Source organism: Halomonas sp. B23F22_20 (assembly GCF_043496985.1).
Lineage (GTDB): Bacteria > Pseudomonadota > Gammaproteobacteria > Pseudomonadales > Halomonadaceae > Halomonas.
This window is the reverse complement of record NZ_JBIEKH010000036.1, coordinates 1-26877: the sequence shown is the minus strand read 5'-3', so window position 1 is coordinate 26877 and position 26877 is coordinate 1. Positions and strand designations below refer to the sequence as shown.

The 26877-nt window shown below is 66.9% G+C and carries 24 protein-coding genes; 13 read left to right on the top strand and 11 right to left on the bottom strand.

Going from position 1 to position 26877, the window contains the following annotated elements:
* Positions 1-168: 168 nt before the first annotated feature.
* Positions 169-1887 carry a hypothetical protein gene (locus ACGTN6_RS19670; protein ID WP_394594639.1) on the bottom strand — a complete coding sequence of 573 codons (1719 nt, stop codon included), beginning with the start codon at positions 1885-1887 and terminating at the stop codon, positions 169-171.
* Positions 1888-2058: 171 nt separating this feature from the next.
* Positions 2059-3213, bottom strand: a complete 1155-nt coding sequence (gene lldD / locus ACGTN6_RS19665) for an FMN-dependent L-lactate dehydrogenase LldD (protein WP_394594637.1) — start codon at positions 3211-3213, stop codon at positions 2059-2061.
* 446 nt (positions 3214-3659) lie between these two features.
* Between lldD and ACGTN6_RS19660 the strand changes: the two genes are divergently transcribed.
* The 3 genes from ACGTN6_RS19660 to ACGTN6_RS19650 are packed head-to-tail and all read left to right on the top strand — an operon-like array spanning position 3660 to position 7728.
* Positions 3660-4439, top strand: coding sequence for a GntR family transcriptional regulator (locus ACGTN6_RS19660; protein ID WP_394594636.1), 780 nt, complete (start codon positions 3660-3662; stop codon positions 4437-4439).
* 3 nt (positions 4440-4442) lie between these two features.
* The gene (locus tag ACGTN6_RS19655) at positions 4443-6353 is read left to right on the top strand and encodes a sensor histidine kinase (RefSeq protein WP_394594634.1); all 1911 of its coding nucleotides are present in this window, start codon (positions 4443-4445) and stop codon (positions 6351-6353) included.
* Positions 6346-7728 carry a sigma-54-dependent transcriptional regulator gene (locus ACGTN6_RS19650; RefSeq protein ID WP_394594633.1) on the top strand — a complete coding sequence of 461 codons (1383 nt, stop codon included), beginning with the start codon at positions 6346-6348 and terminating at the stop codon, positions 7726-7728. Before ACGTN6_RS19655 ends, ACGTN6_RS19650 begins: the two co-directional genes overlap by 8 nt.
* On the opposite strand, the gene ACGTN6_RS19645 is transcribed toward ACGTN6_RS19650, so the two are convergent.
* The 3 genes from ACGTN6_RS19645 to ACGTN6_RS19635 form a co-directional block, all read right to left on the bottom strand.
* Entirely contained in the window at positions 7704-8375 is a 672-nt protein-coding gene (locus ACGTN6_RS19645; protein ID WP_394594631.1) for a metal-dependent hydrolase, read from the bottom strand. The genes ACGTN6_RS19650 and ACGTN6_RS19645 overlap by 25 nt on opposite strands.
* Before the next feature lie 115 nt (positions 8376-8490).
* Positions 8491-9036 carry a gamma carbonic anhydrase family protein gene (locus tag ACGTN6_RS19640; RefSeq protein ID WP_394594630.1) on the bottom strand — a complete coding sequence of 182 codons (546 nt, stop codon included), beginning with the start codon at positions 9034-9036 and terminating at the stop codon, positions 8491-8493.
* 16 nt (positions 9037-9052) lie between these two features.
* Positions 9053-10393 (bottom strand): sodium-dependent transporter, encoded by a 1341-nt coding sequence (locus tag ACGTN6_RS19635; protein ID WP_394594628.1) that lies wholly within the window; start codon positions 10391-10393, stop codon positions 9053-9055.
* Between the two features lie 108 nt (positions 10394-10501).
* On the opposite strand from ACGTN6_RS19635, the gene prlC reads away from it, so the two are divergent.
* From prlC to ACGTN6_RS19615, 4 genes are all read left to right on the top strand, one after another.
* A complete protein-coding gene (gene prlC, locus ACGTN6_RS19630) occupies positions 10502-12550 on the top strand; it encodes an oligopeptidase A (RefSeq protein ID WP_394594627.1) in 2049 nt (682 codons plus the stop codon).
* Between the two features lie 61 nt (positions 12551-12611).
* Complete coding sequence (locus tag ACGTN6_RS19625; protein ID WP_394594626.1) at positions 12612-12854, top strand: YheV family putative zinc ribbon protein; 243 nt, start codon at positions 12612-12614, stop codon at positions 12852-12854.
* 272 nt (positions 12855-13126) lie between these two features.
* Complete coding sequence (locus ACGTN6_RS19620) at positions 13127-14104, top strand: TAXI family TRAP transporter solute-binding subunit (RefSeq protein ID WP_394594625.1); 978 nt, start codon at positions 13127-13129, stop codon at positions 14102-14104.
* A gap of 83 nt (positions 14105-14187) precedes the next feature.
* Positions 14188-16377, top strand: a complete 2190-nt coding sequence (locus ACGTN6_RS19615) for a TRAP transporter permease (protein ID WP_394594624.1) — start codon at positions 14188-14190, stop codon at positions 16375-16377.
* Between the two features lie 69 nt (positions 16378-16446).
* On the opposite strand, the gene metF is transcribed toward ACGTN6_RS19615, so the two are convergent.
* Positions 16447-17289, bottom strand: a complete 843-nt coding sequence (metF, locus tag ACGTN6_RS19610) for a methylenetetrahydrofolate reductase [NAD(P)H] (RefSeq protein ID WP_394594623.1) — start codon at positions 17287-17289, stop codon at positions 16447-16449.
* 238 nt (positions 17290-17527) lie between these two features.
* Here metF and ACGTN6_RS19605 point away from each other — a divergent pair, with 238 nt between their 5' ends.
* On the top strand, positions 17528-18460 hold the full coding sequence (locus ACGTN6_RS19605; RefSeq protein WP_394594622.1) for an AEC family transporter: 933 nt from the start codon (positions 17528-17530) through the stop codon (positions 18458-18460).
* Here the strand turns inward: ACGTN6_RS19605 and ACGTN6_RS19600 are convergent.
* Positions 18457-19116, bottom strand: coding sequence for a glutathione S-transferase family protein (locus ACGTN6_RS19600; RefSeq protein ID WP_394594621.1), 660 nt, complete (start codon positions 19114-19116; stop codon positions 18457-18459). The two genes, ACGTN6_RS19605 and ACGTN6_RS19600, sit on opposite strands and share 4 nt — an antisense overlap.
* Positions 19117-19256: 140 nt before the next feature.
* On the opposite strand from ACGTN6_RS19600, the gene ACGTN6_RS19595 reads away from it, so the two are divergent.
* The 3 genes from ACGTN6_RS19595 (at position 19257) to ACGTN6_RS19585 (ending at position 20744) form a co-directional block, all read left to right on the top strand.
* A complete protein-coding gene (locus ACGTN6_RS19595) occupies positions 19257-19799 on the top strand; it encodes a TetR family transcriptional regulator (RefSeq protein ID WP_394594620.1) in 543 nt (180 codons plus the stop codon).
* 90 nt (positions 19800-19889) lie between these two features.
* On the top strand, positions 19890-20258 hold the full coding sequence (locus ACGTN6_RS19590; RefSeq protein WP_394594619.1) for a DUF6152 family protein: 369 nt from the start codon (positions 19890-19892) through the stop codon (positions 20256-20258).
* A gap of 21 nt (positions 20259-20279) precedes the next feature.
* A complete protein-coding gene (locus tag ACGTN6_RS19585; RefSeq protein ID WP_394594618.1) occupies positions 20280-20744 on the top strand; it encodes a hypothetical protein in 465 nt (154 codons plus the stop codon).
* Positions 20745-20762: 18 nt separating this feature from the next.
* Here ACGTN6_RS19585 and ACGTN6_RS19580 read toward each other — a convergent pair whose 3' ends face one another.
* Entirely contained in the window at positions 20763-21581 is an 819-nt protein-coding gene (locus ACGTN6_RS19580; RefSeq protein WP_394594617.1) for a UDP-2,3-diacylglucosamine diphosphatase, read from the bottom strand.
* Between ACGTN6_RS19580 and ACGTN6_RS19575 the strand changes: the two genes are divergently transcribed.
* Positions 21580-21798, top strand: a complete 219-nt coding sequence (locus ACGTN6_RS19575) for a hypothetical protein (RefSeq protein ID WP_394594616.1) — start codon at positions 21580-21582, stop codon at positions 21796-21798. The two genes, ACGTN6_RS19580 and ACGTN6_RS19575, sit on opposite strands and share 2 nt — an antisense overlap.
* Before the next feature lie 74 nt (positions 21799-21872).
* On the opposite strand, the gene ahcY is transcribed toward ACGTN6_RS19575, so the two are convergent.
* The 3 genes from ahcY to metK all read right to left on the bottom strand — a co-directional run bounded on the left by ahcY (position 21873) and on the right by metK (position 26379).
* Positions 21873-23279: an adenosylhomocysteinase gene (gene ahcY, locus ACGTN6_RS19570; protein WP_394594615.1), complete on the bottom strand. Its 1407-nt coding sequence runs from the start codon at positions 23277-23279 to the stop codon at positions 21873-21875.
* A gap of 64 nt (positions 23280-23343) precedes the next feature.
* The gene (gene ligB / locus ACGTN6_RS19565) at positions 23344-25041 is read right to left on the bottom strand and encodes an NAD-dependent DNA ligase LigB (RefSeq protein ID WP_394594614.1); all 1698 of its coding nucleotides are present in this window, start codon (positions 25039-25041) and stop codon (positions 23344-23346) included.
* A gap of 117 nt (positions 25042-25158) precedes the next feature.
* On the bottom strand, positions 25159-26379 hold the full coding sequence (gene metK, locus ACGTN6_RS19560; protein WP_394594613.1) for a methionine adenosyltransferase: 1221 nt from the start codon (positions 26377-26379) through the stop codon (positions 25159-25161).
* Between the two features lie 355 nt (positions 26380-26734).
* On the opposite strand from metK, the gene ACGTN6_RS19555 reads away from it, so the two are divergent.
* A partial coding sequence (locus ACGTN6_RS19555; RefSeq protein ID WP_394594640.1) for a hypothetical protein occupies positions 26735-26877 on the top strand: 143 nt, incomplete at its 3' end.

Genomic DNA, 26877 nt, shown 5'->3' with positions numbered 1-26877 from the left:
AAAAACCCTCGGCAAAACAAGCACTTTTGCCACTCATCACCGCCTGCAACGTTGCCCGTCGCCGGCAGCGGATGCGTACTTTACGGATTCTCCCGGCACCGCGCAAGGACTTTTTTACCGAATCGTGCCGACCGGATGTCGGGGGCGCCGCCACAGCGCCCCCGGGCATCATTCGCCGATGGCGAAACGCACCATGCCACTCCCGCTACCGAAGGCACTCACCTCGATATCATAGGTTCCCGGCGGCAGATGCTGCGTGATGCGTGAGCCGAGCCCCAGATCGGGCGCATCGTCGTTCTGCACATCGACGCCATTGCCCGTCAGCCGCATGATGGTATCTACGGCGCTAGACGTGCTCTCCAGCACCACGTCTCTGGGCTCCTCCACTACCAACTGATAGGCCAGCTGCCCGCCAGAGGACAACTGCCCATAAAGGATTTCGCCAGGTGTCACCCGGCCGCCATCGCTCATCCGCCCCGTGAAGGCCGACTGCTCGGCACGCAGAGTGTAGATACCGCTGCCGCTGTAGCTCTGGACGTCCAGGGTGTAGTCACCGGGCTCGAGCACGGCATTGATCAAGGCATTGCGATCGCCACCGCTGTCATCATCACTGAGGTCGACGCCGTTGCCCCGCAGCTGCAGCATGGGATCGAAGTCCAGGGAGTCGAGTGCCAAGCTCACCTCGGCGGTTTCCTCGACGCTGAAGCGATAGCGATTGCCGCCAACGCCGGTCAGTTGGCCGCGAACTTCCTCGCCGCTGGCGATCTCGCCCTCATTGCGAAACTCACCGTCGAACGCGCCGCGGCGCACTTCCAGCCGATAGTCGCCACTGCTGCTGCCATAGCTCCCCACCTCGACACGATAGTCGCCGGCCATGAGCACCGTCTCGATGCGCGAGTCGGTACCGCCGCCGCCGTCGTCGTCACTGATGTCGGCAGCATCGCCCGTCACGCGCAGCAGGGTGTCGAAGGCCGTAGAGCGTAGCGCCAAGGTCACTTCCGAGGGCTCGTCGAGATGCAGGGTATAGGCATTCCGCGCGCCCTCTTCGAGGCTGCCGGTGATGTTGTCGCCATCCCGCAGCGGTCCACCATTGCGGCGACCGTCGGAAAGATCGCGCTGCTCGGCGAGCAGCTGATAGACCCCACCGGTGCTCAGCATATGGCTGTCGCAGCTCGTCGCCGCCACGTTTGGCTTGGCCACGCGCCCCAACTGCACTCGATAGCTCCCGGGCTCCAGGTAAGCATCGAGACGCAGCTCGCCCGGTGCGCAGGACTCGGCGCGCTGACTCACCTCCTCGCCGGTGAGCCGCATGTCCAACCCATCTCTACCAGACAGCGCCAGATTCAGGTACGCCGGCGCCTCCAGATGAAGCGAGTATTCGGCCTCGTCATTGTCCAGTCGGCCGATCATTGGCTGGCCTGTGACCAGGGCCTCACCGTCATCGGCCGGCTCGGCCACTAGCGAATAGGGACCGAAGGCGCCGCCATCGCGACCGTTGACCACCAGCAGGGTGCAACGCTGTGCCTCGGGGGCGCTCAGCAGGGTGACCGGCTGGCCGTCGGCGCCGCTCTCGGCGGCTCCCAGCCAGAGCCCCTTATCATCGAACGCGGCCAGCGAGGCAGCGAAGGGCGCATCCAGGGTATAGCGATAGCTCTCGGCATCCTCGCCTCCGCATAGCCAGTGCGCCGAATAGCGAGCGCCGTTGTTGAGGTTGACTGGACTGCTCGATGTCAGCTCCCCCTCGATATCGACGCCGGCACTCACCTCCGGCGCAGAGACGAAGCGTTCGCGCTCCTCACTGCAGCCAACCAGAAGGCCGAAGCCGACCAGGCCTACCAGCAGGCGGCCCGAGGGGGCATGGGTATTCCAGATTCCTTGGCGATCCACGTGATGTCTCCCTACATGATGAGGATGCCCCGCCTTGCGGCGGCGGGGCTGAACACTATAGCGAAAAACCCAGCGCCTTGAGGCGTCTCGTGACGGGCCCACCCTGGCCCATAGAGGGCCCGGTCCGACACAGTAATAGCCGCCTCACCCTCACATCGCACCGGCGCCCGCTCAGCGCCGCTCGAGATGCGTCGACGGCGCCAGGGAATCCGGCCCGAGATCGGCAATGGTTCGCGCCCCGGTGAGCGTCATCGCCACGCGCATCTCCTTGTCGAACAGCTCGAGCAGATGGGCCACGCCCGACTCCCCGGCGGTGGCCAGAGCGTAGACGAAGGCACGCCCCAACAACACGGTGTCGGCACCCAAGGCGATCATGCGCACCACATCGAGCCCGCTGCGCACGCCAGAGTCAGCCAGGATGGCCAACTCGCCCTTGACCGCATCGGCAATGGCCGGCAGAGCATGCGCGGTGGAAAGCACGCCATCGAGCTGGCGACCGCCATGATTGGAGACGACGATGCCATCCGCACCGAAGCGGACGGCATCGCGGGCATCTTCGGGATCAAGGATGCCCTTGATGATCATCGGGCCATCCCAGAACTCGCGAATCCACTCCAGGTCCTGCCAGGAAATGGAGGGGTCGAAATTGTCACCGAGCCAGGCGATGTAATCCTCGAGCGCCGTCGGTTGACCGCGATAGTCGGACACATTGCCCAGGTCATGCGGGCGCCCGTGAATCCCCACGTCCCAGGCCCAGGAGGGGTGTGTCACGGCCTGCAGCATTCGACGAATCGCCGCATGCTTGCCGCTCATCCCGGAATGGGCATCGCGATAGCGCGCCCCCGGCACCGGCATGTCGACCGTAAAGACCAGCGTCTTGACGCCCGCTGCCTTGGCGCGCTCCAGGACATGCCGCATGAACCCCCGATCCTTCAGCACATAGAGCTGAAACCACAGCGGGCGATCCACCGCCGAGGCCACCTCCTGGATAGGACATACCGACACCGTCGACAGCGTAAAGGGAATGCCCTTGCCGGCGGCGGCCCTCGCCGCCTGTACCTCGCCCCGCCTGGCATACATTCCCGTCAACCCTACGGGCGCCAGGGCGACAGGCATGGCCAGTGACTCGCCAAGCAGCTCTGTCTCCAGCGACAGCGTGGACATGTCTTTCAGCACGCGCTGGCGCAGGGCGGTGTCGGCCAGGTCCTCGACGTTACGCCGCAGCGTGTGTTCGGCGTAGGCGCCTCCGTCAGCATAATGAAAGAGAAAGGGGGGAATACGACGCTTGGCAGCTTGGCGATAGTCCGTGGCGGCGGAAATGATCATGGCGAACCCTGCGCAATGGATGAGCTGTTGGTAAAGGCCGGCAAGGGATGCGCGGCGAGGCAGGCCCTCGGGAAAGGAGGGGACAACCGCAAAGGCGTCACGGCCGCGCGCCTTGCGAGCTTGGCGAGATAGCGTGTAACGGGATCATGGGGCAGGAATCCTCGGCGCCTGAAGCGACGGCCAGGACGTGTTGTGGCGACGACCGAGCCGGGAAATTGGTATAACCAATTGACAAAATCTTGTCGTCGCACCCTATGCTCCGGCCCCGGGCATGTCAAACTCCGGCATCTCTCTGGAGCTAGACCTTGGTATTAGACTATGAAGCGAGAGACGCAAGCTTCAGAAATGCCTCGAGAAATCCGAGGACATCAGGAAACCACGGCATTGGTAATACCAATTATATGGCGATATCATTCGCCGCAGATCCAGTGCCCAGGAACGTCGCCATGTCTCATCACCCCCTGCGCCAGCCCCGCCTCGCCGATGTCATCACCGAACGCCTCGAGGCATTGATTCTCGAGGGCAGCTTGAAACCCGGTCAGCGACTGCCGCCGGAGCGCGAGCTCGCCGAACGCTTTGGCGTCTCGCGCCCCTCGCTGCGCGAAGCGATACAGAAACTCGCCGCCCGAGGCCTGCTGACCAGCCGCCAGGGCGGCGGCACCTTCATCACCGAAGATCTGCACAGCGGCTACAGCGACCCTCTGCTGGAGATGCTCTCGCGGCACGGCGAGTTCCATCTCGACCTGCTCGAGTTTCGCGATGCCATGGAGGGGCTCTCCGCCTACTATGCCGCCCTGCGCGCCACGCCCACCGACCGGGCCGTGCTGCTGCAGCGCTTCGAGGAGCTCGAAGCGTGCTTCGCCGCCCAGGACCCGGTCGAGGAAGCCAAGTCCGACGCCGCCTTCCACCTGGCCATCGCCGAGGCCTCGCACAACGTGATGCTGCTGCATACCATCCGCGGCATCTTCCATCTGCTGGAGAAGAGTATCGTCGACAACCTAGAGCACCTGTTCAGCAAGCCCGACGCCCGGGAACGGCTGATGTCCCAGCATCGCGCCCTGCTCGATGCCATCCTTCAGGGCAATGCCGAGGACGCTCGTGCCCGGGCTCACGATCATCTGGTCTACGTCGAAGAAGGGCTGCTGGAGGCGGCCCGGGCAGAGACTCGCGCCCAGCGCTCCCTGCGCCGAGCCCAGGCCATGCCCTCTCCGACGCCCGACCACTGAGCCATGTCGAGCCCCACCCCCCCACGTCGTCGACTGCGCGGCCTGCTGTGGATCGCCGGCCTCGCCGGCCTGGCGCTATGCATGTGGCAAACCGCCCAGGTAGCCCGAGAGCAGGCACTCCAGGCGCTGCGTGACGATGCCGAGAACGAGCTTCGGCTGTCCGCGGCCGGCCTCACCGGGCACCTGTCGCGCCACGACTACCTGCCCGAACTGCTGGCCTCGCGAGAAGCGGTCAAACGCTTCCTGGCGACCCCGAAGCTACAGGACCCGATGCCGCTCAATCGGATGCTGGACCGCTTTCGCGCCACCGCCGGCGTCTCCGACATCTACCTGCTGGATCGTCATGCCGACACCCTGGCGGCCAGCAACTGGCATCGCCCGAACACCTTCATCGGCCAGAACTACCGCTTCCGTCGCTACTACCAGCAGGCCATGCAGGGTCACGACGGCCGCTTCTTCGGCCTCGGGGTACAGTCCCGTGAACGCGGCTACTACTTTTCGGCACCGGTATGGCTCGACGAGACCTCCCCGGATGCACGCCCCGACGGCGTCATGGTGCTCAAGGTACTGCTCGACACCGTCGAAGATAGCTGGGCCGCCCAGGACGCCGAGCTGCTGGTCACCGACAGCGACCACGTGGTGTTCATGGCCAGCCGACCGGAGCTCCGACTCACCGCCCTCGAGCCGCTCAGCCCCGAGCAGCGGGCAACGCTGCGCGCCTCGCGACGCTACGCCGACGAGCCGCTGCCACCCACCGGCATGCGCGAGCTCGAGCATCGCGGCGGGCACAACCGCCTGGTGGGCTTCGCCGATGGCCCGCTCGCCGGTCAGCGTTACCTGAGTCTGACTCGCCCCATGCCGGCCTTCGACTGGAACATGCACATCCTCAAGCCACTCACACCGGTGGTCGATGCCCAATGGCTGGCGGCCGCGCTGGCCGGCGGACTCTACGGCATCGTGGTTCTGGGGGGCGGCATCGGCTGGCAGCGCTGGCGGCTGCGCCGCGAGCGCGAGCGTTTTGCCGAGCGCGAGCGCCTCACCCTCGCCAATGCACGAGACGAGCTGGAACGTCACGTGGAGGAGCGCACCCGCGACCTGACGGCCACCAACCGCCGGCTCTCCGACGAGATCGAGGAGCGCCGGCGCGCCGAGCAGAGCCTGCGCGAGACCCGTGACGAGTTGGTCCAGGCCGCCAAGCTGGCGGTGCTTGGCCAGCTGGCCGCCGGCATCAACCACGAACTCAACCAGCCCCTGGCGGCAATTCGCGCCTACGCCGAAAACGCGCGAGCCTTCATCGCACGCCAGCGCGCCGAGGCCGCCGATGCCAACCTCGGCCAGATCGTCGAGCTTACCGAGCGCATGGCCGACATCAGCGCCCAACTGCGCCAGTTCTCGCGCAAGAGCGGTGACAGCCTTACCGCCGTCTCGGTTTCTGCCTGCTTCGACTATGCCCTGCGGCTGTTCCAGGCCCGGCTCGGAGAAGCCGCCGTTGAGGTGGTACGTCACGGTCCGCAAGCGGAAGCCTGGGTGCGCGCCGACCCGGTACGCCTCGAACAGGTGCTGGTCAACCTGATCGGCAACGCCCTCCAGGCCATGGCCGATACTCCCTCACCGCGCCTGACCCTGACCATCGCCGTTGACCCTGAATGGGTGCGCCTGGAAGTGGCCGACAACGGTCCAGGCATCCCCGCAGAGCGGCTGCCACGCATCTTCGAGCCCTTCTACACCACCAAGGCCGTAGGCAGTGGCCTGGGACTGGGGCTATCGATCTCGGCGCGCATCATCGACGACCTGGGCGGCCGCCTGGAGGCGGCCAACAACACCGAGAGCGGCGCCCGCTTCACCATCACCCTGCCCCGGGACGCTAGCTCCGACACTCCGGCATCCAGCAAGGAGCGGTACCAACATGCATGATTCCCCCGCCATCCCGGTGATGATCATCGACGACGAGGCGCACCTGCGCATCACCGCCGGCCAGACGCTGGAACTGGCCGGCTATGCCCCCCAGGCCTTTGAATGCGCAGAGGATGCCTTGGCGGCCCTCGAGCCGAACTTCCCTGGCGTGGTGGTCAGCGACATCCGCATGCCCGGCATGGACGGCATGGCTCTCCTGCGCGAGGTTCGCGACCGCGATCCGGACCTGCCGGTGGTGCTGATCACCGGCCACGGCGATATTTCCACCGCCGTAACGGCCATGCGCGACGGCGCCTGGGACTTCCTGGAGAAACCCTTCGCCAACGAACGCCTGGTGGAGGTCGTCCGTCGCGGCATCGACAAGCGTCGCCTGAGCCTCGAGAACCGCGCCCTCAAGGCCGAGCTGGAAGCTCAGCAATCGGCGCCGGGGCCCCGTCTGGTGGGGCGTACCCCAGCCCTGCAACGACTGGCCTCGATGGTACAGCGCATCAGCCAGGTCGAGGCCGATGTCCTGCTGTTCGGCGAGACCGGTGCCGGCAAGGACCTGATCGCTCGAGCCATCCATGAACGCAGCGCCCGCGGCGGCCGGCCCTTCGTGGCCATCAACTGCGGCGCGGTGCCCGAAAGCACCATCGAGTCGGAGCTGTTCGGCCACGAGAAAGGCGCTTTCACCGGCGCCGTGGAGAGGCGCATCGGCAAGTTCGAGCATGCCCAGGGCGGCACCGTGTTCCTCGACGAGATCGAGTCGATGCCGCTGTCCTTGCAGGTCAAGCTGCTGCGGGTGCTACAGGAGCGCAGCATCGAGCGGCTCGGCTCCAACCAGGCGGTGGGGCTGGACATCCGCGTGATCGCCGCCACCAAGGTCGACCTCAAGGCCGCCGCCGAAGCCGGAGACTTTCGCGAGGACCTCTACTATCGGCTCAATGTGGTGACCCTGCCCATTCCGCCGCTGCGTGAGCGACGCGAGGACATTCCGCTGCTGTTCCAGCACTTCGCCGTGGTCGCTGCCAACCGCAGCGGGCTGGAGGCACCACCGCTGGACGCCGCCGGCACCTCGGCGCTGCTGGCCCATGACTGGCCCGGCAACGTGCGCGAACTACGCAACCTCGCCGAACGCTATGTACTGCTGGGCGTGACCTGCGACTACCGGCTGGATGCCCTACTCGAGGGAGTCGAAAACGAAAGCGGCGAGATGCCCCTGCCCCGACAGGTGGAGCTATTCGAGAAGAGCTTGATCAGCCAGGCCCTGGCCCGCCATCAAGGGCGTGTCAACGAAGTCTGCGAAGCCCTGGACGTGCCCCGCAAGACGCTCTACGACAAGCTGAAGAAACACGGCCTCAGGGCCGAGGACTACCGCCAGAACGCCGATCCCTGAGCCAACAGCTCGCCCAGCGCGGACCAGGACGGCTGCCAGGGAACCAGGCCGGCGACCATCAGCAGCATCAGCGCGGAATTGAGCGGCTCGCGGTAGTCGAACGGCTTGAGGGCCGTGCCAAAGGAGCGCTTGAGCCGCGCGCCAGTGAGATCGACGCTATAGAGCTCATCGAGCAGCAGATGAATGAGGAAGCCCAGCATCACCGCCAGCCCCTGGGCCCAGGCGAACCCGGGCTGAAGCGCCAGGAAGCGGTAACCGCCCGCACTGATGGCCAGGCCACAGAGCAGGGCCGCCAGCAGCGAGTGCCAGATCCCGCGGTGTACGGAGAAATGCTTGAAGATCGGGCTCAGCCCATAGCGCACCCCGATATAGAGCCCCCCGCAGGTCGCCAGCAGCGCGCCAAGGCTCAGCCAGGGGGACAGCAATAGCGCACCCGCCACCACCGCCAGGACGGCCAACAGGGTGAAGATGAGACTCACAGCATGGGAGTTGTCGGCGTCGATGTCCGGCAGGATACCGCCCAAGGCAGTCAGCCCCACCACCGACAGCGCTTCTCCCGGCGTCCACAGATCCGCCTGCCAACCGACCAACGCCAGCAGGGTGCCGCCGCCCGCGGCGACACTAAGATGGGTACGAAAATCGGCCATGCCCGCGGCGCCTCGAAAACTGGATAAAACATCAGTTTAGCGCTCTGCATGACCAAAGAAAACAAGCAGTTGGCGGGTTACGCCCTTATTGCACCTTGTAGGCAGGGCAAGGCAATCAGCTCTGCGCCAGATACTCGTCTTTCAGCTTGACGTAATTGCCAGCGGTATAGGGGAAGAAGGCCCGCTCCTTGTCCTTGATCGGGCGCAGTGCCTTGGCCGGGTTACCGGCGTAGACATGGCCGCCCTCCAGGCGCTTGCCCGGCGGCACCACGGCGCCGGCGGCGATGATCACCTCGTCTTCGACCACCACGCCATCCATGACGATGGCCCCCATGCCGACCAGGATGCGGTTGCCCAGGGTGCAGCCGTGCAGGATCGCCTTGTGGCCGATGGTCACGTCGTCGCCGACGGTGAGCGGGAAACCGTCGGGATTGAAGTCGCTGGCGTGGGTGATGTGCAGCACGCTGCCGTCCTGGACGCTGACACGGTTACCGATGCGGATGCGGTGCATGTCGCCGCGGATCACCGTCATCGGCCATACCGAGCAGTCATCGCCCAGTACCACGTCGCCCAGCACCATGCAGGCCGGGTCGATATAGACACGCTCACCCAACTGCGGGCTCGTGCCCTTCCAGGGTCTCAGGGTCTTGGCTTCGCTCATCACACAGCTCCCGTCGTCAGATCAGTCCGGAGATCAATACTACCAGCGTCAGCGGAATCGACACCCAGCGCACCGTGGTGCGCCACATGCGAAAGCCGACTGAGCCGGCGCCCAAGGCGTGCCGCGATACCGCCTCGGGTAGCACCCAAGCGGCGAAAACGGCGATCAGCGCACCGCCCACGGGCAGGAAGATCTCCGGCGGAATGGTCGTCACCAGCGCGAAGACATTCATGCCGAACAGCGGCTTGACGTCGGCAAGCGTCGAGAAGGACAGCACCGACATGAGCCCCACGAGCCACACCGTCACGCCGACCACGGCGGCGGCCTGGCCGCGGCCCAACCCCCAGCCCTGGAGGGTGGCGACCATCGGCTCGGCGAGGTTGATCGACGAGGTCCAGGTGGCCAGCAGCAGCAGCAGGAAGAACAGCGACAGCCAGAAGGCGCCCAGCGGCAGGTCGGCGAAGGCCACCGGTAAGGTCACGAACATCAATCCGGGCCCCTCGGCGGGGTCCAGGCCCTGGGCGAACACCACCGAGAAGATGGCGATACCGGCCAGTAATGCCACAGTGATATCGAGCACCGCGACCCCCGCCGCCGCCCGCGGCAAGCTCTGGTGATCTGGCATGTAGGCGCCGTAGGCCATCAGCGCGCAGGCGCCAACCGCCAGGGTGAAGAAGGCGTGGCCCATGGCGGCGATCAATACCGTAGGCGTCACCGCCGACAGGTCCGGGGTGAACAGCCAAGCCAGCGCCGGGCCGAAGCCGTCGGTGGTGGCAGCGTGGCCGGCCAGCACCAGCAGCAGCAGGTAGAGCAGCGGCATCAGCAGGTTATTGAGCCGCTCAAGCCCCTTGGTCACTCCGGCGGCCACCACCATCATGGTCATCGCCAGGAACAGGGTGTGGTTGAAGGTCATCCGCCAGGGATCGGCGAGGAAAGCGTCGAAGCCGGCGCCGATTCGCGCGGCGTCCTGGCCGACAAAATCGCCGTTGATCGCCGATATCAGAAACTCGATGGACCACCCCGAGACCACCGAATAGAACGACAGGATGCAGAACACCGTGAAAGCGCCGAACAGCCCCAGCCAGCGCCAGTGGCGACTGTGCCCGGCACGAGCGGCCAAGTGGCCCAACGACTGCATGGGGCTGCGCCGCCCGGCGCGTCCGATCAGGATCTCGGCCATCATCACCGGCAACCCCAGCAGCGCCACGAAGGCCACGTAAAGCAGCAGGAAGGCAGCGCCGCCGTTCTCGCCGGTGATATAGGGAAAGCGCCAGATGTTGCCCAGCCCCACCGCAGCCCCGGTCACCGCCAGGATGAAGGCGCGGCGGCTGCTCCAGCGCTCCAGGGTTTCGTTCATCGCCTCGTCTCCGGCCTGTGATTCAAAAGGCGCCAAGCCTAGCACATTGAAACCCGGCCCCGTTGCCCGCATCTAAGGCGTGACTCTCCTTTTCGACCCGAGGTGTGCATGTCCACGAATCCGCTGCTCGACGCCCACACGTTGCCGCCCTTCGCCGAGATCAAGCCCGAGCACGTGGTGCCGGCCATCGAGACCCTGCTGGCCGAGAACCGTGAGGCCGTCGAGGCACTGGTGGCCAGAGCCGAGCGCGAAGCGCCCACCTGGGACACCCTGGCCGCTCCCCTGGAGGCCCTCAACGACCGCCTATCGCGAGCCTGGTCGCCGGTCTCGCATCTCAACGGCACCATGAACAACGAGCCCCTGCGCCAGGCCTACGAGACCAGCCTCGGCCTGCTTTCCGACTACAGCACCTGGATCGGCCAGCACGAGGGACTGTTCCGCGCCTGGCAGGCGCTCAAGAATGGCCCTGCCTGGGCCAAGCTCGACGAGGGCCAGCGCCGCACCGTCGACAACGCTCTGCGCGACTTCCGGCTGGCCGGCGTCGACCTGCCCGCCGAGCAGAAACACCGCTATGGCGAGATCCAGTCGCGGCTGTCGAGCCTGGCCAACACCTTCTCCAACCAGCTGCTCGACGCCACCCAGGCCTGGCACCTGGATCTAGCGGACGACGCGCGGCTGGCCGGCCTGCCCGAGAGCGCCCTGGCCACGCTCAAGGCCAACGCCGAGGCAAAGGGACGCGAGGGTTACCGCATCACGCTGGACTTCCCCAGCTTCCTGCCGGTGATGACCCACGCCGACGACCGCGAGCTGCGCCGCGAGGTCTACACCGCCTTCGTCACCCGCGCCTCCGACCAGGGGCCCAACGCCGGCGAGTTCGACAACGCTCCGGTGATGGAAGAGACCCTGGCGCTGCGTCGCGAACTCGCCGAGCTGCTGGGCTTCGCCACCTACGCCGACTACTCGCTGGCGACCAAGATGGCCGAGTCCCCCGAACAGGTGATCGGCTTTCTCGACGACCTGGCCGCACGCGCCGTGCCCCAGGCCCGCGAGGAGTTCGCCGAGCTTACCGCCTTCGCCCGCGACGAGCTGGACATGGCAGCCCTGGAGCCCTGGGACGTGGGCTACGCCAGCGAGAAGCTGCGCGAGGCGCGCTTCGCCATCTCACAGGAGCAGTTGCGCCCCTACTTCCCGGCCCCGCGGGTGGTCGACGGCCTGTTCCAGGTGGTAGAGCGCCTCTACGGCGTCACCGTCGAGGAGGACGAGAACGCGCCCCGCTACCATGCCGACGTGCGCTACTTCCGCATCCTGGAAGGCGGCGAGCCGATCGCCGGCTTCTATCTGGATCTCTATGCCCGCGAGGGCAAGCGCGGCGGGGCCTGGATGGACGAGTGCCGGGTGCGGCGCCTCGAGGACGGCGCGCTGCAGCTGCCAGTGGCCTACCTGACCTGCAACTTCACCCGTCCGGTCGGCGACAAACCAGCGCTGCTGACCCACGACGAGGTCACCACGCTGTTCCACGAATTCGGCCACGGCCTGCACCACATGCTGACGCGCCAGACCGTCGCCGACATCTCCGGCATCAACGGCGTGGCCTGGGACGCAGTGGAACTGCCCAGCCAGTTCATGGAGAACTACTGCTGGGAGCGCGAGGGCCTGGATCTGATCGCCGGCCACGTCGACAGCGGCGAGCCGCTGCCCGAGGAGCTCTTCGCCAAGCTCCTGGCGGCCAAGAACTTCCAGTCGGCGATGGGCATGGTACGCCAGCTCGAATTCTCGCTGTTCGACTTCCGACTGCACCAGGAGGCCGCGGCCCCCACCGCCGCCGACATCCAGGCATTGCTCGACGAAGTGCGTAACGCCGTCTCGGTGGTGCCTCGCGTCGAGTTCAACCGTTTCCAGAATGGCTTCGGCCATATCTTCGCTGGCGGCTATGCGGCCGGTTACTACAGTTACAAATGGGCCGAGGTCCTGTCCGCCGACGCCTGGAGCGCCTTCGAGGAGGCCGGCATCTTCGATCCGGAGACCGGGCAACGCTTCCGCACCGAGATTCTCGAACGCGGCGGCTCTCGCGATGCCGCAGAGCTGTTCCGAGCCTTTCGCGGCCGCGAGCCAAGCGTCGAGCCACTGCTGCGCCATAGCGGCATCCGCGCCGCCTGACGCCTGAGACCACACTCCAGGCCGCCGGCATGCCGGCGGCCTTCCCGTTCAGGAGCCCCATATGGCCGTCCAGAAACGCTTTATCGCCGGCGCCATCTGTCCGCGCTGTGCCGAGATGGACCGCATCCGAAGCTGGGAGCAGCACGGCATTCGCTACCGCGAATGCGTCAGCTGCGACTTCTTCGAGCAGCTGCCCATCGAGGACCAAGCGATGCAAGAGCTCGAGACCCGCGTCAATCGCGAGCCGAGCGAACCTCAGGCCGACGATCTGCAGACCGTTAAGATCCTCGACCCCAAGGGCTGATCCCGCCCAACGCTCTACCAGACATCCGCTATCTCGCCGGCCGCAAGCCCTCTGTGCGGAAATCCGCACGCCTCGATCTCCGCGGCGTGCGGATTTCCGGAATCATCCCCACCGGCCATCCTAGACCTTGGTCGAACAAAATGTCAGCAAACACCTGAATCAAAAGAGCTTCCTCCGTTGTGGAACACCCCTTGCTGTACCTGAGTGTCGCAAGAAGGTCCGCGCGATCGCCGTTGGACCGACCACAACCAACAACGCAACGGAGAAACGCCATGTCCACCACCACCCGGATTCTCACCGGCACCCTGGCCGGCGCCATGCTGGTCGCCGGCAGCGCCCAGGCCGATCGCAGCGAATGGCCGGAAAGCTTCACCGTGGGCACCGCCAGTCAGGGCGGCACCTACTTCGTCTACGGCTCCGGCTGGGCCAACATGATCGCCGACGAGCTGGGTCTGTCCGGCGGCGGCGAGGTCACCGGCGGCCCTAACCAGAACCTGGCGCTGGTGCACACCGGCGACCTGGCACTGGGCCTCACCACCATGGGCCCGGCCGCCGAGGCGAAGGCCGGTCAGAGCCCGCTGGCGCCCGGCGTGCCGATGGACAACGTCTGTGCGCTGTTCCCGATGTACGAGACCCCGTTCTCCATCACCACCCTGGCCGACAGCGGCATCGAGTCGATCTCCGACATCCCGGACGGCGCCACCATCGGCTTCGGCCCGGCGGCTTCCACCTCCGACACCTACTTCCCCAAGATCCTCGTCGAGCTGGGCGTGAACTTCGAGGCGCGTAACGGCGGCTGGAACGACCTGGGCGGCCAGCTGCAGGACGGCCTGATCGACGTCATCGCCTTCGCTGCGGGCATCCCGGTGCCGGCGGTGAGCCAGCTCGAGGTGCAGACCGACGTCAACATCATCGAGTTCACCGAGGAAGAGCAGCAGCAGATCGTCGATGCCTTCCCGGTGTCGCCGTTCCAGATCCCGGCCAGCACCTACCAGACCCTCGAGCAAGACGCCCGCGCGGTCTCCATGTGGAACTTCACCATCGGCGGCTGTGATCTGCCCGAAGACTTCGTCTACGAGATCACCAAGCTGAGCATGGAAAACAACGACCGCATGCGCGACATCCACCGCAGCGCCCAGTTCAGCGTGCCGGAGAACATCAAGTACAACACCGTGCTGCCATTCCACCCCGGTGCCGTGCGCTGGTACGAGGAAAACGGCTACGAGATCCCGGAAGACCAGAAGCTCTGATCCATTGACCGTTCCGCGCCCCCGCGCCGCACTGGTGCGGGGGCGTCCGTCGCAACATCGCCTGTTCTCCGAGGGTGACTCCCATGTCCCAGCATCCCGATTCCCGTCACGACGCACGTGACGACGAGGAGGTCACTCCCGTCGTCGCCGAGGGCGTCGACGACGACGCGGTGGAATCCAACCGCCGCCTCTACACCGGATGGCAGTGGCTGCTGTTCGCCGCCATTGCCATCGCCTATTCCAGCTTCCATCTGGTGTCGCTCAACCTCTACCCGATGGAGACCTGGTCGTTCCGCATCGTGCACATCTGCGGCGCGCTGATTCTCGGCTACGGCCTTTACGCCGGCACCCGCTTCGCCGAAGACGGCCGTGCCCGCTCGCCCGCCTGGCTCGGCTGGCTGAGCTATGCGCTGCTCATTCCAGCGGGCTACGCGCTGTTCCAGGTGTTCATGATGCACAGCGCCATGAACGGTGGCGCCATGCGCATCGCGCCCGAGATCGAGGCTTTCCACTACGGCTACCCACTGATGCTGGCCACCGCCGCCGCCATCGTGCTCTCGTGGAGCTTTCGCCAGTACCGTCACCGCCTGTCGCCGGCCGACCTGGTGCTGATGGTCTGCGCCGTGGCCAGCGCCGGCTATATGCTGGTGATGTTCAACAGCCCGCTGCGCGCCTCCACCGGCACGCCTTTCGCGCCCATGGGCATTTCCTACGCGGCGATCGCCGGCGCGGCGCTGATTCTTGAGCTGACCCGCCGCGTAGCCGGCCTGGCGCTGGTGGTCATCGCCTCCATCTTCCTGATCTACGTGTTTGCCGGCCCGTACCTGCCAGGCTTCCTCGGCTATCCGGGGCTCTCGGTGGGCCGCTTCTTCAGCCAGGTGTACACCGATGCCGGTGTGCTCGGGCCGACCACCGCAGTGTCCTCGACCTACATCATCCTGTTCATCATCTTCGCCGCCTTCCTGCAGGCCTCGAAGGTCGGCGACTACTTCGTCAACTTCGCCTTCGCCGCCGCCGGCCGCGCCCGCGGCGGCCCGGCCAAGGTCTCGATCTTCGCTTCCGGCCTGATGGGCATGATCAACGGCACCAGTGCCGGCAACGTGGTCTCCACCGGCTCGCTGACCATCCCGCTGATGAAGAAGGTGGGCTATCCCGGCCGCAGCGCCGGTGCCATCGAGGCCGCCGCTTCCACCGGCGGGCAGATCATGCCGCCGATCATGGGTGCGGGCGCCTTCATCATGGCCGAGGTCACCGGCATCCCGTACACCGAGATCGCCGTGGCGGCGTTGATCCCGGCCATCCTCTACTTCCTGTCGATCTACTGCATGGTCGACTTCGAGGCCGCCCGCAAGGGCATGCGAGGCATGCGCAAGGACGAGATCCCGCTGTTCTCGAAGCTGGTCAAGCAGGTCTACCTGTTCGCGCCGATCATCATCCTTATCGCCGCGTTGTTCATGGGCTACTCGGTGATCCGCGCCGGCACCCTGGCCACCGCTTCGGCCGCCGTGGTGAGCTGGATCTCGCCCAACAAGATGGGACCGATGGCCATCCTGCGGGCCCTGCAGCTGGCCGGCACCATGGCGATCCAGATCATCGCCGTGTGCGCCTGCGCCGGCCTGATCGTCGGCGTCATCGCCCTGACCGGCGTCGGTGCGCGCTTCTCCTCGCTGCTGCTCGGCCTGGCCGGCGTCAGCCAGCTGCTGGCGCTGTTCTTCGCCATGTGTATCTCGATCCTGCTGGGCATGGGCATGCCGACCACGGCCGCCTATGCGGTGGCCGCCTCGGTGGTCGCCCCTGGCCTGATCGAGATCGGTATCCAGCCGCTGGTGGCGCACTTCTTCGTGTTCTACTTCGCGGTGGTCTCGGCGATCACCCCGCCGGTAGCGCTAGCCTCCTACGCGGCGGCCGGCATCTCCGGCGACAACGCCATGGGCACCTCGGTGGCCTCGTTCAAGATCGGCCTGGCCGCCTTCATCGTGCCGTTCATGTTCTTCTACAGCCCGGCGATGCTGATGGAAGGCTCCTGGCTGCAGATCCTGCGGGTCGGCGTGACCGCCACCCTCGGTATCGTGCTGCTCTCGGCCACCGTCCAGGCCTGGTTCTTCGGCCCGGTGAAACCGTGGCAGCGGCTGGTGATGCTGGTTGGCGCGCTGTGCATGATCTACGGCGGCATCGTCACCGACGTGGCCGGCCTGGCCATCGGTGCGGCGCTGCTGCTGATGCAGCGCGGCCGCCACGGCGGTGGCACACCACGCCCGGCGACGTCTAACTGACGCCAACCGTGTCTGCCAACGCAAAGGGCCCGCCATTTCGGCGGGCCCTTTTCATGCCAAGCTGAAGAATCAGCCGCAGACGTTGTCCAGTACCTTCAGGGTCGGCTCGGACTGATTGAGGGTGTAGAAATGCAGCCCCGGCGCCCCGCCATCGAGCAGCTGCTGACACAGCCGCGAGATCACCTCTTCGCCGAAGGCGGCGATCGATGCGCTGTCATCGCCGTAGGCCTCCAGCTGCTTGCGGATCCAGCGCGGAATCTCGGCGCCGCAGGCGTCGGAGAAGCGGGCCAGCTTGGTGTAGTTGGTGATCGGCATGATGCCGGGCACGATCGGCGCCTCGACGCCCAGGGCACGGGCGCGTTCGACGAAGTGGAAGTAGGCCTCGGCGGTGAAGAAGTACTGGGTGATGGCGAGATCCGCGCCGGCCTGCATCTTGCGGGCGAAGTTTTCCACATCGCGATCGAAGCTGGGTGCCTGTGGATGAGACTCCGGATAGGCGGCCACGGCGATCTCGAAATGGTCACCGGTTTCCTCGCGGATGAACTCGACCAGTTCGTTGGCATAGCGCAGCTCTCCGACCCCACCCATGCCGGACGGCAGATCGCCACGCAGGGCCACCAGGCTATCGATGCCTTCCTCACGATACTGGGCGAGCAGATCACGCAACGCCGCCTTCTCGCTACCGATGCAGGACAGGTGCGGCGCAGTGTTGAAGCCGGACTCGCGCACCGCCCGCACGGTGTTCAAGGTACGGTGCTGGGTGGAGCCCCCGGCGCCGTAGGTCACCGAGAAGAACCGCGGCCGACGGCTGGCCAGGGCATCGCGGGCATGCATCAGCTTCTCGCGCCCAGCGTCGGTGTTGGGCGGAAAGAATTCGAAGCTGATCCCCAGCGGATGCTCTTGTGCGCTCATCGATCGGGTCCTCCTGGTGGAGCGGTGACGGGTGATGCCGCGGGCGGCAGGTGCATGGCGCCATTGTGATGAGTCGACGCCATAGCGGCCAATGAAAGTTTCGCCATTGTGCATCGATTTCTTTCATATAAAAAGCAGACGCTTAATAACCATTAGAAATATAGGCCATCCTAGGCCGCCTGACAGCCTCGTCCCAGCCAGGCATCATGAACGGCTCGCTCGACAAGGAAGGCGACGCATGATCCTCGATCCCTCTACCCTGATGGGCCCACTGTGGACGCTTCTGGCCTTCGTCGGCCTGGGCTGGCTGGCCGCTCGGCGCCTGGCCGTCGATCCTCGACCCATCGCCACCCTACTGATATACCTGATCGCTCCGTTGACCTTCTTTCGCGGTCTGATCCTCGGCGGCCCGACGCCGGGCTACCTGCTGGTCACGGCGGCACTGTTCGCCACCGCCAGCCTGGTGGCACTGACCGTCAGCCGGCTGGCGCGCCGCGCTCTGCCCGGCGAGGAGGGAGCGGTGCTGGCCTTCTCCGCGGGTACCGGCAACACCGGCTACTTCGGCCTGCCGGTGGCGCTGGTGCTGCTGCCTCCGGAAGGCGTGACCCTCTACCTGTTCGGCGTGCTGGGCGTGACCCTCTACGAGTTCACTCTCGGCTTCTACCTTAGCGCCCGCGGGCGTTTCTCGATGCGCGACAGCCTGGCCAAGATCCTGCGCCTGCCACTGATCTACGCTTTCCTGTCCGCCCTGCTGGTCGAGGGGAGTGGGGTCGAGATACCGGCGGCGATCATGGAGGGCCTGGAGGTCTTCCCACCCGCCTATACCCTGCTCGGCATGATGATCATCGGCATGACCCTCGGCCGGGTCACGGTGCGGCAATTCGACTGGCGCTTCATCGGCGCCTGCGTGGCGGTGCGCTACGCACTCTGGCCGCTGCTCGCCCTGGGGGCAGTGGTCGGGCTCCAAGCCACGGTCGGCCTCGCGCCGGCGCTGGCCATGGCGCTGCTGCTGGTTGGCGTGGTGCCCATGGCCGCCAACGTGGTAGTGGTGGCCATGGAACTCGGCATCGCCCCGGAGAAAGGAGCCCTGGCGGTGCTGCTGACAACCCTGGCGGCACCGCTGCTGATTCCGCTCTACCTGGGGTGGATGCTGCCGCTGGTAAGTGGCTAGCTGCGCCCCACATCAGGCGCCACCAGTACGCGCGCCGCGGCGGGCCGCTCCCTGAGTCGCTCCACGTAGGCCACCAGGCGAGGAGTCTCGGCAAGAAGGCTCTCCGCAGCGGGCAGGCCGGCGAGGTAATCGAGTATCGGCGCGGCAATGGCATCGGCGATGGTGAACTCATCGTCGACCAGGTAGTCACCCTCGGCCAACTGCGCCTCCAGCACCTCCAGCGCCCTGGCCACCTGCGGCCGGGCCGCGGCCACCGCGTCCTCGCGCACGGCCCCGCCCTCGCCCTTGGGAAACACGAACTCCAGCAGGTAGCGTCGCACCAGGGCCTGGTCCACGTAGCCGGCGAGGATACCGGTCCACTGATCGACCCGTGCCCGAGTCCAAGGGTCCGCGGGCTGCAGGGCCGGGCCGTCGAAGGCCGCGTCCAGATAGCGGCAGATGCTCGGCGTCTCGATCAGGCGGCGGTCACCGTGCAGCAGGATCGGCACCTTGCCGAAGGGGTGCAGGGCAAAATGCTCGGGCGAATGCATGGCCAGGGGCCGGCCATCGACCTCGGCGCCCAGGGTATAGTCGACACCCTTTTCCTCGCAGCACAGCTGAACGCTGCGCACGAAGCTGCTGAACTGGGGGCCGACGATATGTACGGAAGCGGTCATTCTGCGTGACTCCTTGGCTGTGGGAATGATCGCAGGCTAGTTCGCCACACCATATGTTCAAGAACATACGGTGTCCCTGTGTCACTCTGGACGCCCTGGCCAGAGAACCCCGGAACCACCATCAGCGGAGGACGTTTACCATGCCATGGAGCGCCGACCAGAAGCCCCGTACCCGACGCCAGATCCTCGACGCCGCCGCCACGCTGTTCACTCGCCACGGCTTCGAGGGCGCCAGCATCGACGCAGTGATGAGTCAGGCCGGCCTGACCCGCGGCGCTTTCTACGCCCACTTCTCCTCCGAGGGCGAACTCTATGCCGAGGCGCTGGGCCACGCCGCTCGTACCAGCGTGACGCGTCTGAAAGACGTCGAACCGCATGAACGCGTGCTCGACTATCTGAGCGACAGCCATCGACGCGGCGACGACGTGAACTGCCCGCTGGCCTGCCTGGTCAGCGACGTGGCGCAACAGGACGAGCGGGTGCGCGAGGCCTATACCCGCCTATTCGCTGGCTTCGTGACCCATTGCCAGCCCGCCGGCGAGGACCGTCGGCGGGCCCTGCAGCGAGCGGTCAGCATGATCGGCGGCATGGCCATCGCACGCACCCTCAATGACGATGCCCTGGCCGAAGAGGTCCTCGCCGCCTGCCGCGACCTGGCGCTAGGCAACATCCACGACAACTGACGCCTGCCGCGGCGCCGGGGTGGGCGGCCGGGTCGGGAGCGGACTATGGTTACCCGTACCCCTCCCATCCATCCTTCGGAGGCCGCCTTCATGATGCGACGCACCTGTCTCGGCCTGCTGCTGACCCTGCTGACCATCCTCGTGCTCCCCGTCCAGGCCCACCATGGCTGGGCCTGGGCAGAGGACGAGTCGATCGAGCTGACCGGCACCATCACCGCGGCGCGACTGGGCAATCCCCACGGCCAGTTGACCCTGGACGTGGACGGCACCGCCTGGACGGTGGAAGTCGGCCAGCCCTGGCGGAATCGGCGCGCCGGTCTCGAGGACGGCGACCTGATCAAGGGCGTGGAGATCCGGGTCCTCGGCGCGCCCTCCCGCGACCCCGGCGAGAAGCGGCTCAAGGCCGTGCAGCTGTGGATCGACGGCAAGGCCTACCCGCTCTACCCGGACCGCCTGTGAGTCGCCCTTCCGCCACGCGGCATGGATAGCCTGGTCGCCCTGCTCTCGGAGACGGCGCTGGCCGAATGGATGCGGCTGTCCCGCTGGGGATATGCCGGCGTCAACACCCTGCATGTCCTGGGCATCGCCCTGCTGGTGGGGGCGATCCTGCCGCTGGACATGCGACTGCTGGGCCGCCACCCCGAGGTGGCGCTGGAAGACGCGACCCGGCTGCTGCAGCCACCGGCCATTCTCGGGCTGGGCCTGGCGCTGGTCAGCGGCGCCCTGCTGTTCCTCGCCGGCCCCGGCGACTACCTGTCGATGCCGCTGTTCCTGCTCAAGCTGGGCCTGGTCGCCCTGGCCATCGCCAACGCCCTGTGGCTGAACCTCGGCCCGGGGCTCGCCGGGGCCACGCGGCGCCACTTGAAGATGGCCGGCGGCGCGTCCCTGCTGCTGTGGCTGGCTGCCCTGGTCTGCGGACGCCTGCTCGCCTTCGTCGCCGACTGATGCCGTCGATCCGGTATCTCAGGAGGTGGTGGCGGCGACGGGCAGCGGCGCCACCCCGTCGACGGGGGCGGCGGCCATCACAGGCTCTCGTTCGATCAACTCGCCCCGCCAGTCGATCAACTGCAATCGGCCGTCCGACGTTTCCAGCAGCGCCGTGCAGTGCTCCACCCAGTCGCCATCGTTGCAGTAGAGCACCCCGTTGCGCTCGCGGAAGCCGGCCTTGTGGATATGGCCGCCGACATAGCCATCGAGCCCCTCCCGTTCCGCCTGATGCAGGGCGGCCTGTTCGAACTGGGCGACGTAGCGCTGAGCGGCACCGACTCGGCGCTTCAGCGCACTGGCCAGCGACCAGTAAGGCAGCCCGAACACACCACGAGCGCGATTGCACCAGCGGTTAAGGGCCAGCACGAACTGGTGCATACCGTCTCCCAGGGCCAGCATCCAGGGCGCGATGCGCACATGGGTGTCGAACTCGTCGCCGTGGCTGACCAGCAGCCGCCGGCCGTCGGCGGTGACGTGGATGGCGCGTCGCTCGATGCGCACCCGATGAACCCGCAGGCCGCATAGCCGGCGCAGGGCGGCATCATGGTTGCCGGGGATGTAGATGATCTCGCAGCCGCCGCGAGCCAACCGCAGCAGCCGTGCCGCCAGGCGCTGCTGGGCGGGCGGCAGCACCGCCCGCTTCTGCATGGCGATCAGGTCGACGATATCGCCGACCAGATAGAGGCGCTCGGGGCGCACTCGGCGCAGCAGGCTGGCCAGCAGGGCGGCCTGGCAGTCCCGGGTACCGAGGTGAATATCGGACACGAACAGGGTGCGGGCGGTGGGGGTCGGCATGGGGCGATCTCCTGACGATGCCCCACCAGCCTGCTATACCGCCATGACGACGCCATGGCGCCAGGGTGACGATCCCGTGTCGCTGGAAGCTGGAAGCTGGAAGCTGGAAGCTGGAAGCTGGAAGCTGGAAGCTGGAAGCTGGAAGCTGGAAGCTGGAAGCTGGAAGCTGGAAGCTGGAAGCTGGAAGCTGGAAGCTGGAAGCTGGAAGACAGCATGAACCCCGCCATCATCGGGTCAAGGGTTTTCTTCCAGCTTCAAGCTTATGACTTCAAGCTCCGGGCGAAGCCCGGACTAATAGCGATACCCATCGGGCTTGAAGGGGCCCTCCGCCGCCACTCCGGTGTACTTGGCCTGGGCGTCGGTCATGCGGGTGATCACCCCGCCGAAGCCTTCCACCATGTAGCGGGCCACCTCCTCGTCCAGGTGGCGCGGCAGTACCGAGACGGTGAGCGCCGTACGCTGCTTGGTCTCGTCGAGGTCGGCGAAACGCTCCTCGAAAAGATGGATCTGTGCCAGCACCTGGTTGGCGAAGGAGCCGTCCATGACCCGCGAGGGATGGCCGGTCGCGTTGCCGAGGTTCACCAGCCGCCCCTCGGAAAGCAGGATCAGGTAGTCGCGGCTCTCGGGATCATAGTCGTCGGGGTCGCTGTCGCGGTAGACCTTGTGCACCTGGGGCTTGACCTCCTCCCAGTGCCACTGGCGGCGCATGTAGCCGGTATCGATCTCGCTGTCGAAGTGGCCGATGTTGCACACCACGCAGCCCTGCTTGAGGCTCTTGAGCATGGGCGCGTCGCAGGCGTCGATGTTGCCGGTGGCGGTCACCACCAGGTCGAGGCGCGCCAGCAGTACGCGGTCGATGCTCTCCATCCCGCGGTTGACGCCGTCACGGTAGGGCGAGACCACCTCGAAGCCGTCCATGCAGGCCTGCATGGCGCACAGTGGGTCGATCTCGGCCACCTTGACGATCATGCCCTCCTGGCGCAGCGAGGCCGCCGAGCCCTTGCCCACGTCGCCGTAGCCGACCACCAGCGCCTGCTTGCCGGCCAGCAGGTGGTCGGTGCCACGCTTGATGGCATCGTTGAGCGAGTGACGGCAGCCGTACTTGTTGTCGTTCTTGGACTTGGTCACGGCGTCATTGACGTTGATCGCCGGCACCCGCAGCGTGCCCGCCCGGGCCATTTCCAGCAGGCGATGCACCCCGGTGGTGGTCTCCTCGCTGATGCCATGGACGGCGTCGAGCAGTTCGGGGCGCTTGTCGTGGAGCAGCGCGGTGAGGTCGCCACCGTCGTCGAGCACTAGATTGGGCGCCCAGCCATCGGGGCCCGCCACCGTCTGCTCGATGCACCACCAGAACTCCTCCTCGCTTTCGCCCTTCCAGGCAAACACCGGGATGCCGGCGGCGGCGATGGCCGCGGCGGCGTGATCCTGGGTGGAGAAGATATTGCACGACGACCAGCGCACCGTGGCCCCCAGATCAACGAGCGTCTCGATCAGTACCGCGGTCTGGATGGTCATGTGAATGCAGCCGGCGATGCGAGCCCCGGCCAGGGGTTGGCGCTGGCGATACTTCTCGCGAATCGCCATCAGCGCCGGCATCTCGGTCTCGGCGATGCGGATCTCGCGACGCCCCCAGTCGGCGAGGGCGATATCGGCCACCTTGTAGTCCCTGGTGGGGGCGGATACGGCAGGCTGGTTCATGCGTCACCTCTTCTCGGCGAAAAGCGTGACCTTCACTATAGGCAGCCCGCACGGAGGCGGACAATCAACGCAGGGTCGCGTCCGCGAAACCGGCGATGCCCGCCGCCTCGAGCCTTTCCGCCAGCGCCTCGACTTCGGGGTCGGCAAAGAAGGCCACCAGCTCAGCGGCCCGCACTGGCCCCACGCCGGGCAGCGTACGCCATTCGGCTTCGCTGCGCCCGGCCAGCGTCGCCCAGTCAGGCGTGCGGCCGGCCTCCCAGCCGGGCGGCGGCCCCAAGGCCTCGAGCCAGGCGGCGAACGGCCGCTGTCGAGCGGCGGAGAAACGCTCGACGAGGCGCCGGGCTCGCACTGCCCCGATGCCGTGCGCCTCGGCGAGCCGAGGTGGATCGAGCGTCAGCCAGTCGAGCAGTCCGTCAACCAGTCCGGCCTCGACCAAGGACCGCCAGGTGCCCGGCCCCAGCCCGGCGATATCCAGTGCTTCGTCGCCGGACAGCCACGCCAGCCGCTCGAGGAACTGCCCCTCGCAATCCGCCTCGGGGTGCCAGCAGGACAGCGCGTGATAGTCGGCGGGCGATGGCGGCGTGACCGCGGGACGCTCGGCGCCCCGCCAGGCCACGCCCTCGAGACGGGGAATCGTCAACCCGGCCAGGGCCACGACCACCTGGTCACCGGGCCGGATATCCAGCGCCTCCCAGCGCTCCAGCGAGCCCACCGAGACGCGCCGCAGGGTGCGGCCGTCGAGGGTCACCGGCATCAGGTGCAGCAGCGGCGTGATGCGCCCGGTGCGGCCGACGCGGAACTCGACGCCGCGCACCTCGGCCAGCGCCTCCCGGGGCGGATATTTCCAGGCCGCGGCCCAGCCGGGCGGCTCGGCCATCCAGCGCCGCCCCGGCGGGCGGCGTCCCCGCTTGAGCACCACGCCATCGGTGGCGAAGGGCAACGGGGCGTGATACCAGGTCTCGCGCAGGCGCCGCACCTTGTCCAGGGTGTCCACCTGGCGACTCCATTGCGCGATATCGGAGAAACCCATGATCTCGAGGCCTGCCAGGCGTGCCGGCATGGTCGCCGGCCCATCGGGCCAGGCCCAGGCGAAGAAGCCGATCTCGGCGGCACGATCATCGGTCAGCCGCTCCCGCGCCAGCCAGCCGGCCACGGCGCTGCGCGCCCCCGCACTCCCCGCCTCCGCCTGAACGTGACCGTCGAGGCGTCGATACAGTTCGCCCTGCAGCACCACCCGCGCGGGGGCGGAAGCCGGCAGTCGCTCGGGCACCGCGGGCAGCCGCCGAATTCGCGTCGTCCAGTCCTGGCCGCTTTCGCCATCACCGCGGCTGATCGCCCGGATCAGCCGGCCGCTCTCGTAGACCAGCGTCACCGCCACGCCGTCCACCTTGGGCTGCAGCCAGACATCGTCGCGTCGCGCCAGCCAGGCACGCATCGCTTCCTCACCGTCGAGCTTGTCGAGTCCGGTCTGGGCGACGGGATGACGCGCCTCCCCGGCCGAACCGGTCGAGAGCGGCGGCGCATCAGGGGCCAGCTCGGGAAAGCAGCGTCGCCAGGCCGCCATTCGGGCGCTCGCCTGATCGTAGACGGCGTCGCTCACCGGCGAGGCGCCGTCACGGCGATAGGCGTCGTTCCAGGCGCTCAGGCGTTCATGGAGGGCGGTGAGCTCGCGCTCGGCGCGAGGGGCCGGCCAGTTCGGGCAGTCGGCAGCCAGAAGTGGGCCGGCAAACAGCCAGACCAGCAGGACGAGATAGCGAGACATGGCGATACCGTCACGAGGGCCTGTCTCGAGCCTACGCAAAGGCCCCGTCCGGCAGTGCCGGACGGGGCCCTCTTTTTTCGTACGAGATCAGCGACGCTTGCGACGGCCGCCGAGCGCTTACAGGCCGGCGGCGTCGCGCAGCGCCTGGGCGCGGTCCGTCTTCTCCCAGGGGAAGGCGGTGAAGGTCTCGGTGTGTTGCTCGCCCTGGGTGTCGGTCCAGGTGTAGCTGGTCTCGAACGGCTCGCGACCGAAGTGGCCATAGGCCGCGGTCAGCCGGTACATGGGATGCAGCAGGTCGAGCATCCTGGTGATGGCGTTGGGGCGCAGGTCGAAGTGCTCGCGCACCAGCTCGACGATGCGCTCGTCGCTGATCCGGCCGGTGCCGAAGGTGTTCACCGACACCGAGGTCGGCTCGGCCACGCCGATGGCGTAGGAGACCTGGATCTCGCAGCGCTCGGCCAGGCCGGCGGCGACGATGTTCTTGGCTACGTAGCGGCCGGCGTAGGCGGCACTGCGGTCGACCTTGGACGGATCCTTGCCGGAGAAGGCGCCGCCGCCGTGGCGGGCCATGCCGCCGTAGGTGTCGACGATGATCTTGCGCCCGGTCAGGCCGCAATCGCCCACCGGGCCGCCGATCACGAACTTGCCGGTGGGGTTGATGTGGTACTGGGTGGTCTCGGTGAGCCACTCGGCGGGGATCACCTGCTCGATGATCTCGCGCTTGACCATCTTGCGCAGCTCTTCCGGGTCGATGTCCGGGTCATGCTGGGTGGACAGCACCACGGCGTCCACGGCGCAGGGCTTGCCGTGTTCGTCGTAGCGGAAGGTCAGCTGGCTCTTGGCGTCCGGGCGCAGCCAGGGCAGCAGGCCGTGACGACGCAGTTCGGCCTGGCGTTCCACCAGCCGGTGCGAGTAGTGGATCGGCGCCGGCATGTAGGACTCGGTCTCGTCGGTCGCATAGCCAAACATCAGGCCCTGGTCGCCGGCGCCCTGATCCTCGGGCTTGCTGCGATCGACACCCTGGGCAATGTCGACGCTCTGCTTGCCGATCAGGTTGAGCACGCCGCAGGTCTCGCCGTCGAAACCGACATCGGACGAGGTATAGCCGATGTCGAGGATCACCTGGCGCACCAGGTCCTCCAGGTCGACCCAGGCGGCGGTGGTGATCTCGCCGGCAACGATCGCCACGCCGGTCTTGACCATGGTCTCGCAGGCCACCCGAGCGTTCTTGTCACGGGCGATGATGGCATCGAGCACCGCATCGGAGATCTGATCGGCGATCTTGTCCGGGTGCCCCTCGGACACGGATTCGGAGGTGAACAGGGAGTATTCGCTCATGGCGTCCTCGACCCTCTGGAAATGGGATGACGGCATCTGGGCTCGAAGCCAGGGTGATGGAGTGGCGCAGGCCCCGCGAGGCGGGAAATGGCGCGCCATGGCCCGGGCGGACCGGCTGGGGCCGAATTCTACACGCTCACCGCGGGGCTTCCTAGCGCCCTGCGCGGCGCCGGGCCTGCCCCGCGTGCCCGGCGCTGCGGCGATTTGAAGGCCGCGGCCCATTCGGCGACAATAAGCGCCCTGAATCGACCGCGCCGCCCCTTCCGCGGCGCATCCCAGCCAGGATCCTTGCCCGGTCGCCCCCGACCGGGCAGCGTCATCGCTACTATCTGCCGCAGGCGAGGAGCTGACCCCCATGCCGTCCCGTTTCGAACTGGCCAATGCCATTCGCGCCCTGTCCATGGATGCCGTCCAGAAGGCCAACTCCGGCCACCCCGGCGCCCCCATGGGCATGGCCGACATCGCCGAGGTGCTGTGGAACGACTACCTCCAGCACAA

What these genes read in the sequence shown, in the direction of transcription:
- ACGTN6_RS19605 (WP_394594622.1), top strand. Translation starts at nt 17,528, where the DNA reads ATGATCCTCGATCCCTCTACCCTGATGGGCCCACTGTGGACGCTTCTG.
- ACGTN6_RS19590 (WP_394594619.1), top strand. Translation starts at nt 19,890, where the DNA reads ATGATGCGACGCACCTGTCTCGGCCTGCTGCTGACCCTGCTGACCATC.
- ACGTN6_RS19625 (WP_394594626.1), top strand. Translation starts at nt 12,612, where the DNA reads ATGGCCGTCCAGAAACGCTTTATCGCCGGCGCCATCTGTCCGCGCTGT.
- ACGTN6_RS19645 (WP_394594631.1), bottom strand. Translation starts at nt 8,375, where the DNA reads ATGGCCGATTTTCGTACCCATCTTAGTGTCGCCGCGGGCGGCGGCACC.
- prlC (WP_394594627.1), top strand. Translation starts at nt 10,502, where the DNA reads ATGTCCACGAATCCGCTGCTCGACGCCCACACGTTGCCGCCCTTCGCC.
- metF (WP_394594623.1), bottom strand. Translation starts at nt 17,289, where the DNA reads ATGAGCGCACAAGAGCATCCGCTGGGGATCAGCTTCGAATTCTTTCCG.
- metK (WP_394594613.1), bottom strand. Translation starts at nt 26,379, where the DNA reads ATGAGCGAATACTCCCTGTTCACCTCCGAATCCGTGTCCGAGGGGCAC.
- ACGTN6_RS19635 (WP_394594628.1), bottom strand. Translation starts at nt 10,393, where the DNA reads ATGAACGAAACCCTGGAGCGCTGGAGCAGCCGCCGCGCCTTCATCCTG.
- ACGTN6_RS19615 (WP_394594624.1), top strand. Translation starts at nt 14,188, where the DNA reads ATGTCCCAGCATCCCGATTCCCGTCACGACGCACGTGACGACGAGGAG.
- ACGTN6_RS19580 (WP_394594617.1), bottom strand. Translation starts at nt 21,581, where the DNA reads ATGCCGACCCCCACCGCCCGCACCCTGTTCGTGTCCGATATTCACCTC.
- ACGTN6_RS19575 (WP_394594616.1), top strand. Translation starts at nt 21,580, where the DNA reads ATGGGGCGATCTCCTGACGATGCCCCACCAGCCTGCTATACCGCCATG.
- ACGTN6_RS19585 (WP_394594618.1), top strand. Translation starts at nt 20,280, where the DNA reads ATGGATAGCCTGGTCGCCCTGCTCTCGGAGACGGCGCTGGCCGAATGG.
- ACGTN6_RS19650 (WP_394594633.1), top strand. Translation starts at nt 6,346, where the DNA reads ATGCATGATTCCCCCGCCATCCCGGTGATGATCATCGACGACGAGGCG.
- ligB (WP_394594614.1), bottom strand. Translation starts at nt 25,041, where the DNA reads ATGTCTCGCTATCTCGTCCTGCTGGTCTGGCTGTTTGCCGGCCCACTT.
- ACGTN6_RS19620 (WP_394594625.1), top strand. Translation starts at nt 13,127, where the DNA reads ATGTCCACCACCACCCGGATTCTCACCGGCACCCTGGCCGGCGCCATG.
- ACGTN6_RS19660 (WP_394594636.1), top strand. Translation starts at nt 3,660, where the DNA reads ATGTCTCATCACCCCCTGCGCCAGCCCCGCCTCGCCGATGTCATCACC.
- ACGTN6_RS19640 (WP_394594630.1), bottom strand. Translation starts at nt 9,036, where the DNA reads ATGAGCGAAGCCAAGACCCTGAGACCCTGGAAGGGCACGAGCCCGCAG.
- lldD (WP_394594637.1), bottom strand. Translation starts at nt 3,213, where the DNA reads ATGATCATTTCCGCCGCCACGGACTATCGCCAAGCTGCCAAGCGTCGT.
- ACGTN6_RS19655 (WP_394594634.1), top strand. Translation starts at nt 4,443, where the DNA reads ATGTCGAGCCCCACCCCCCCACGTCGTCGACTGCGCGGCCTGCTGTGG.
- ACGTN6_RS19600 (WP_394594621.1), bottom strand. Translation starts at nt 19,116, where the DNA reads ATGACCGCTTCCGTACATATCGTCGGCCCCCAGTTCAGCAGCTTCGTG.
- ahcY (WP_394594615.1), bottom strand. Translation starts at nt 23,279, where the DNA reads ATGAACCAGCCTGCCGTATCCGCCCCCACCAGGGACTACAAGGTGGCC.
- ACGTN6_RS19595 (WP_394594620.1), top strand. Translation starts at nt 19,257, where the DNA reads ATGCCATGGAGCGCCGACCAGAAGCCCCGTACCCGACGCCAGATCCTC.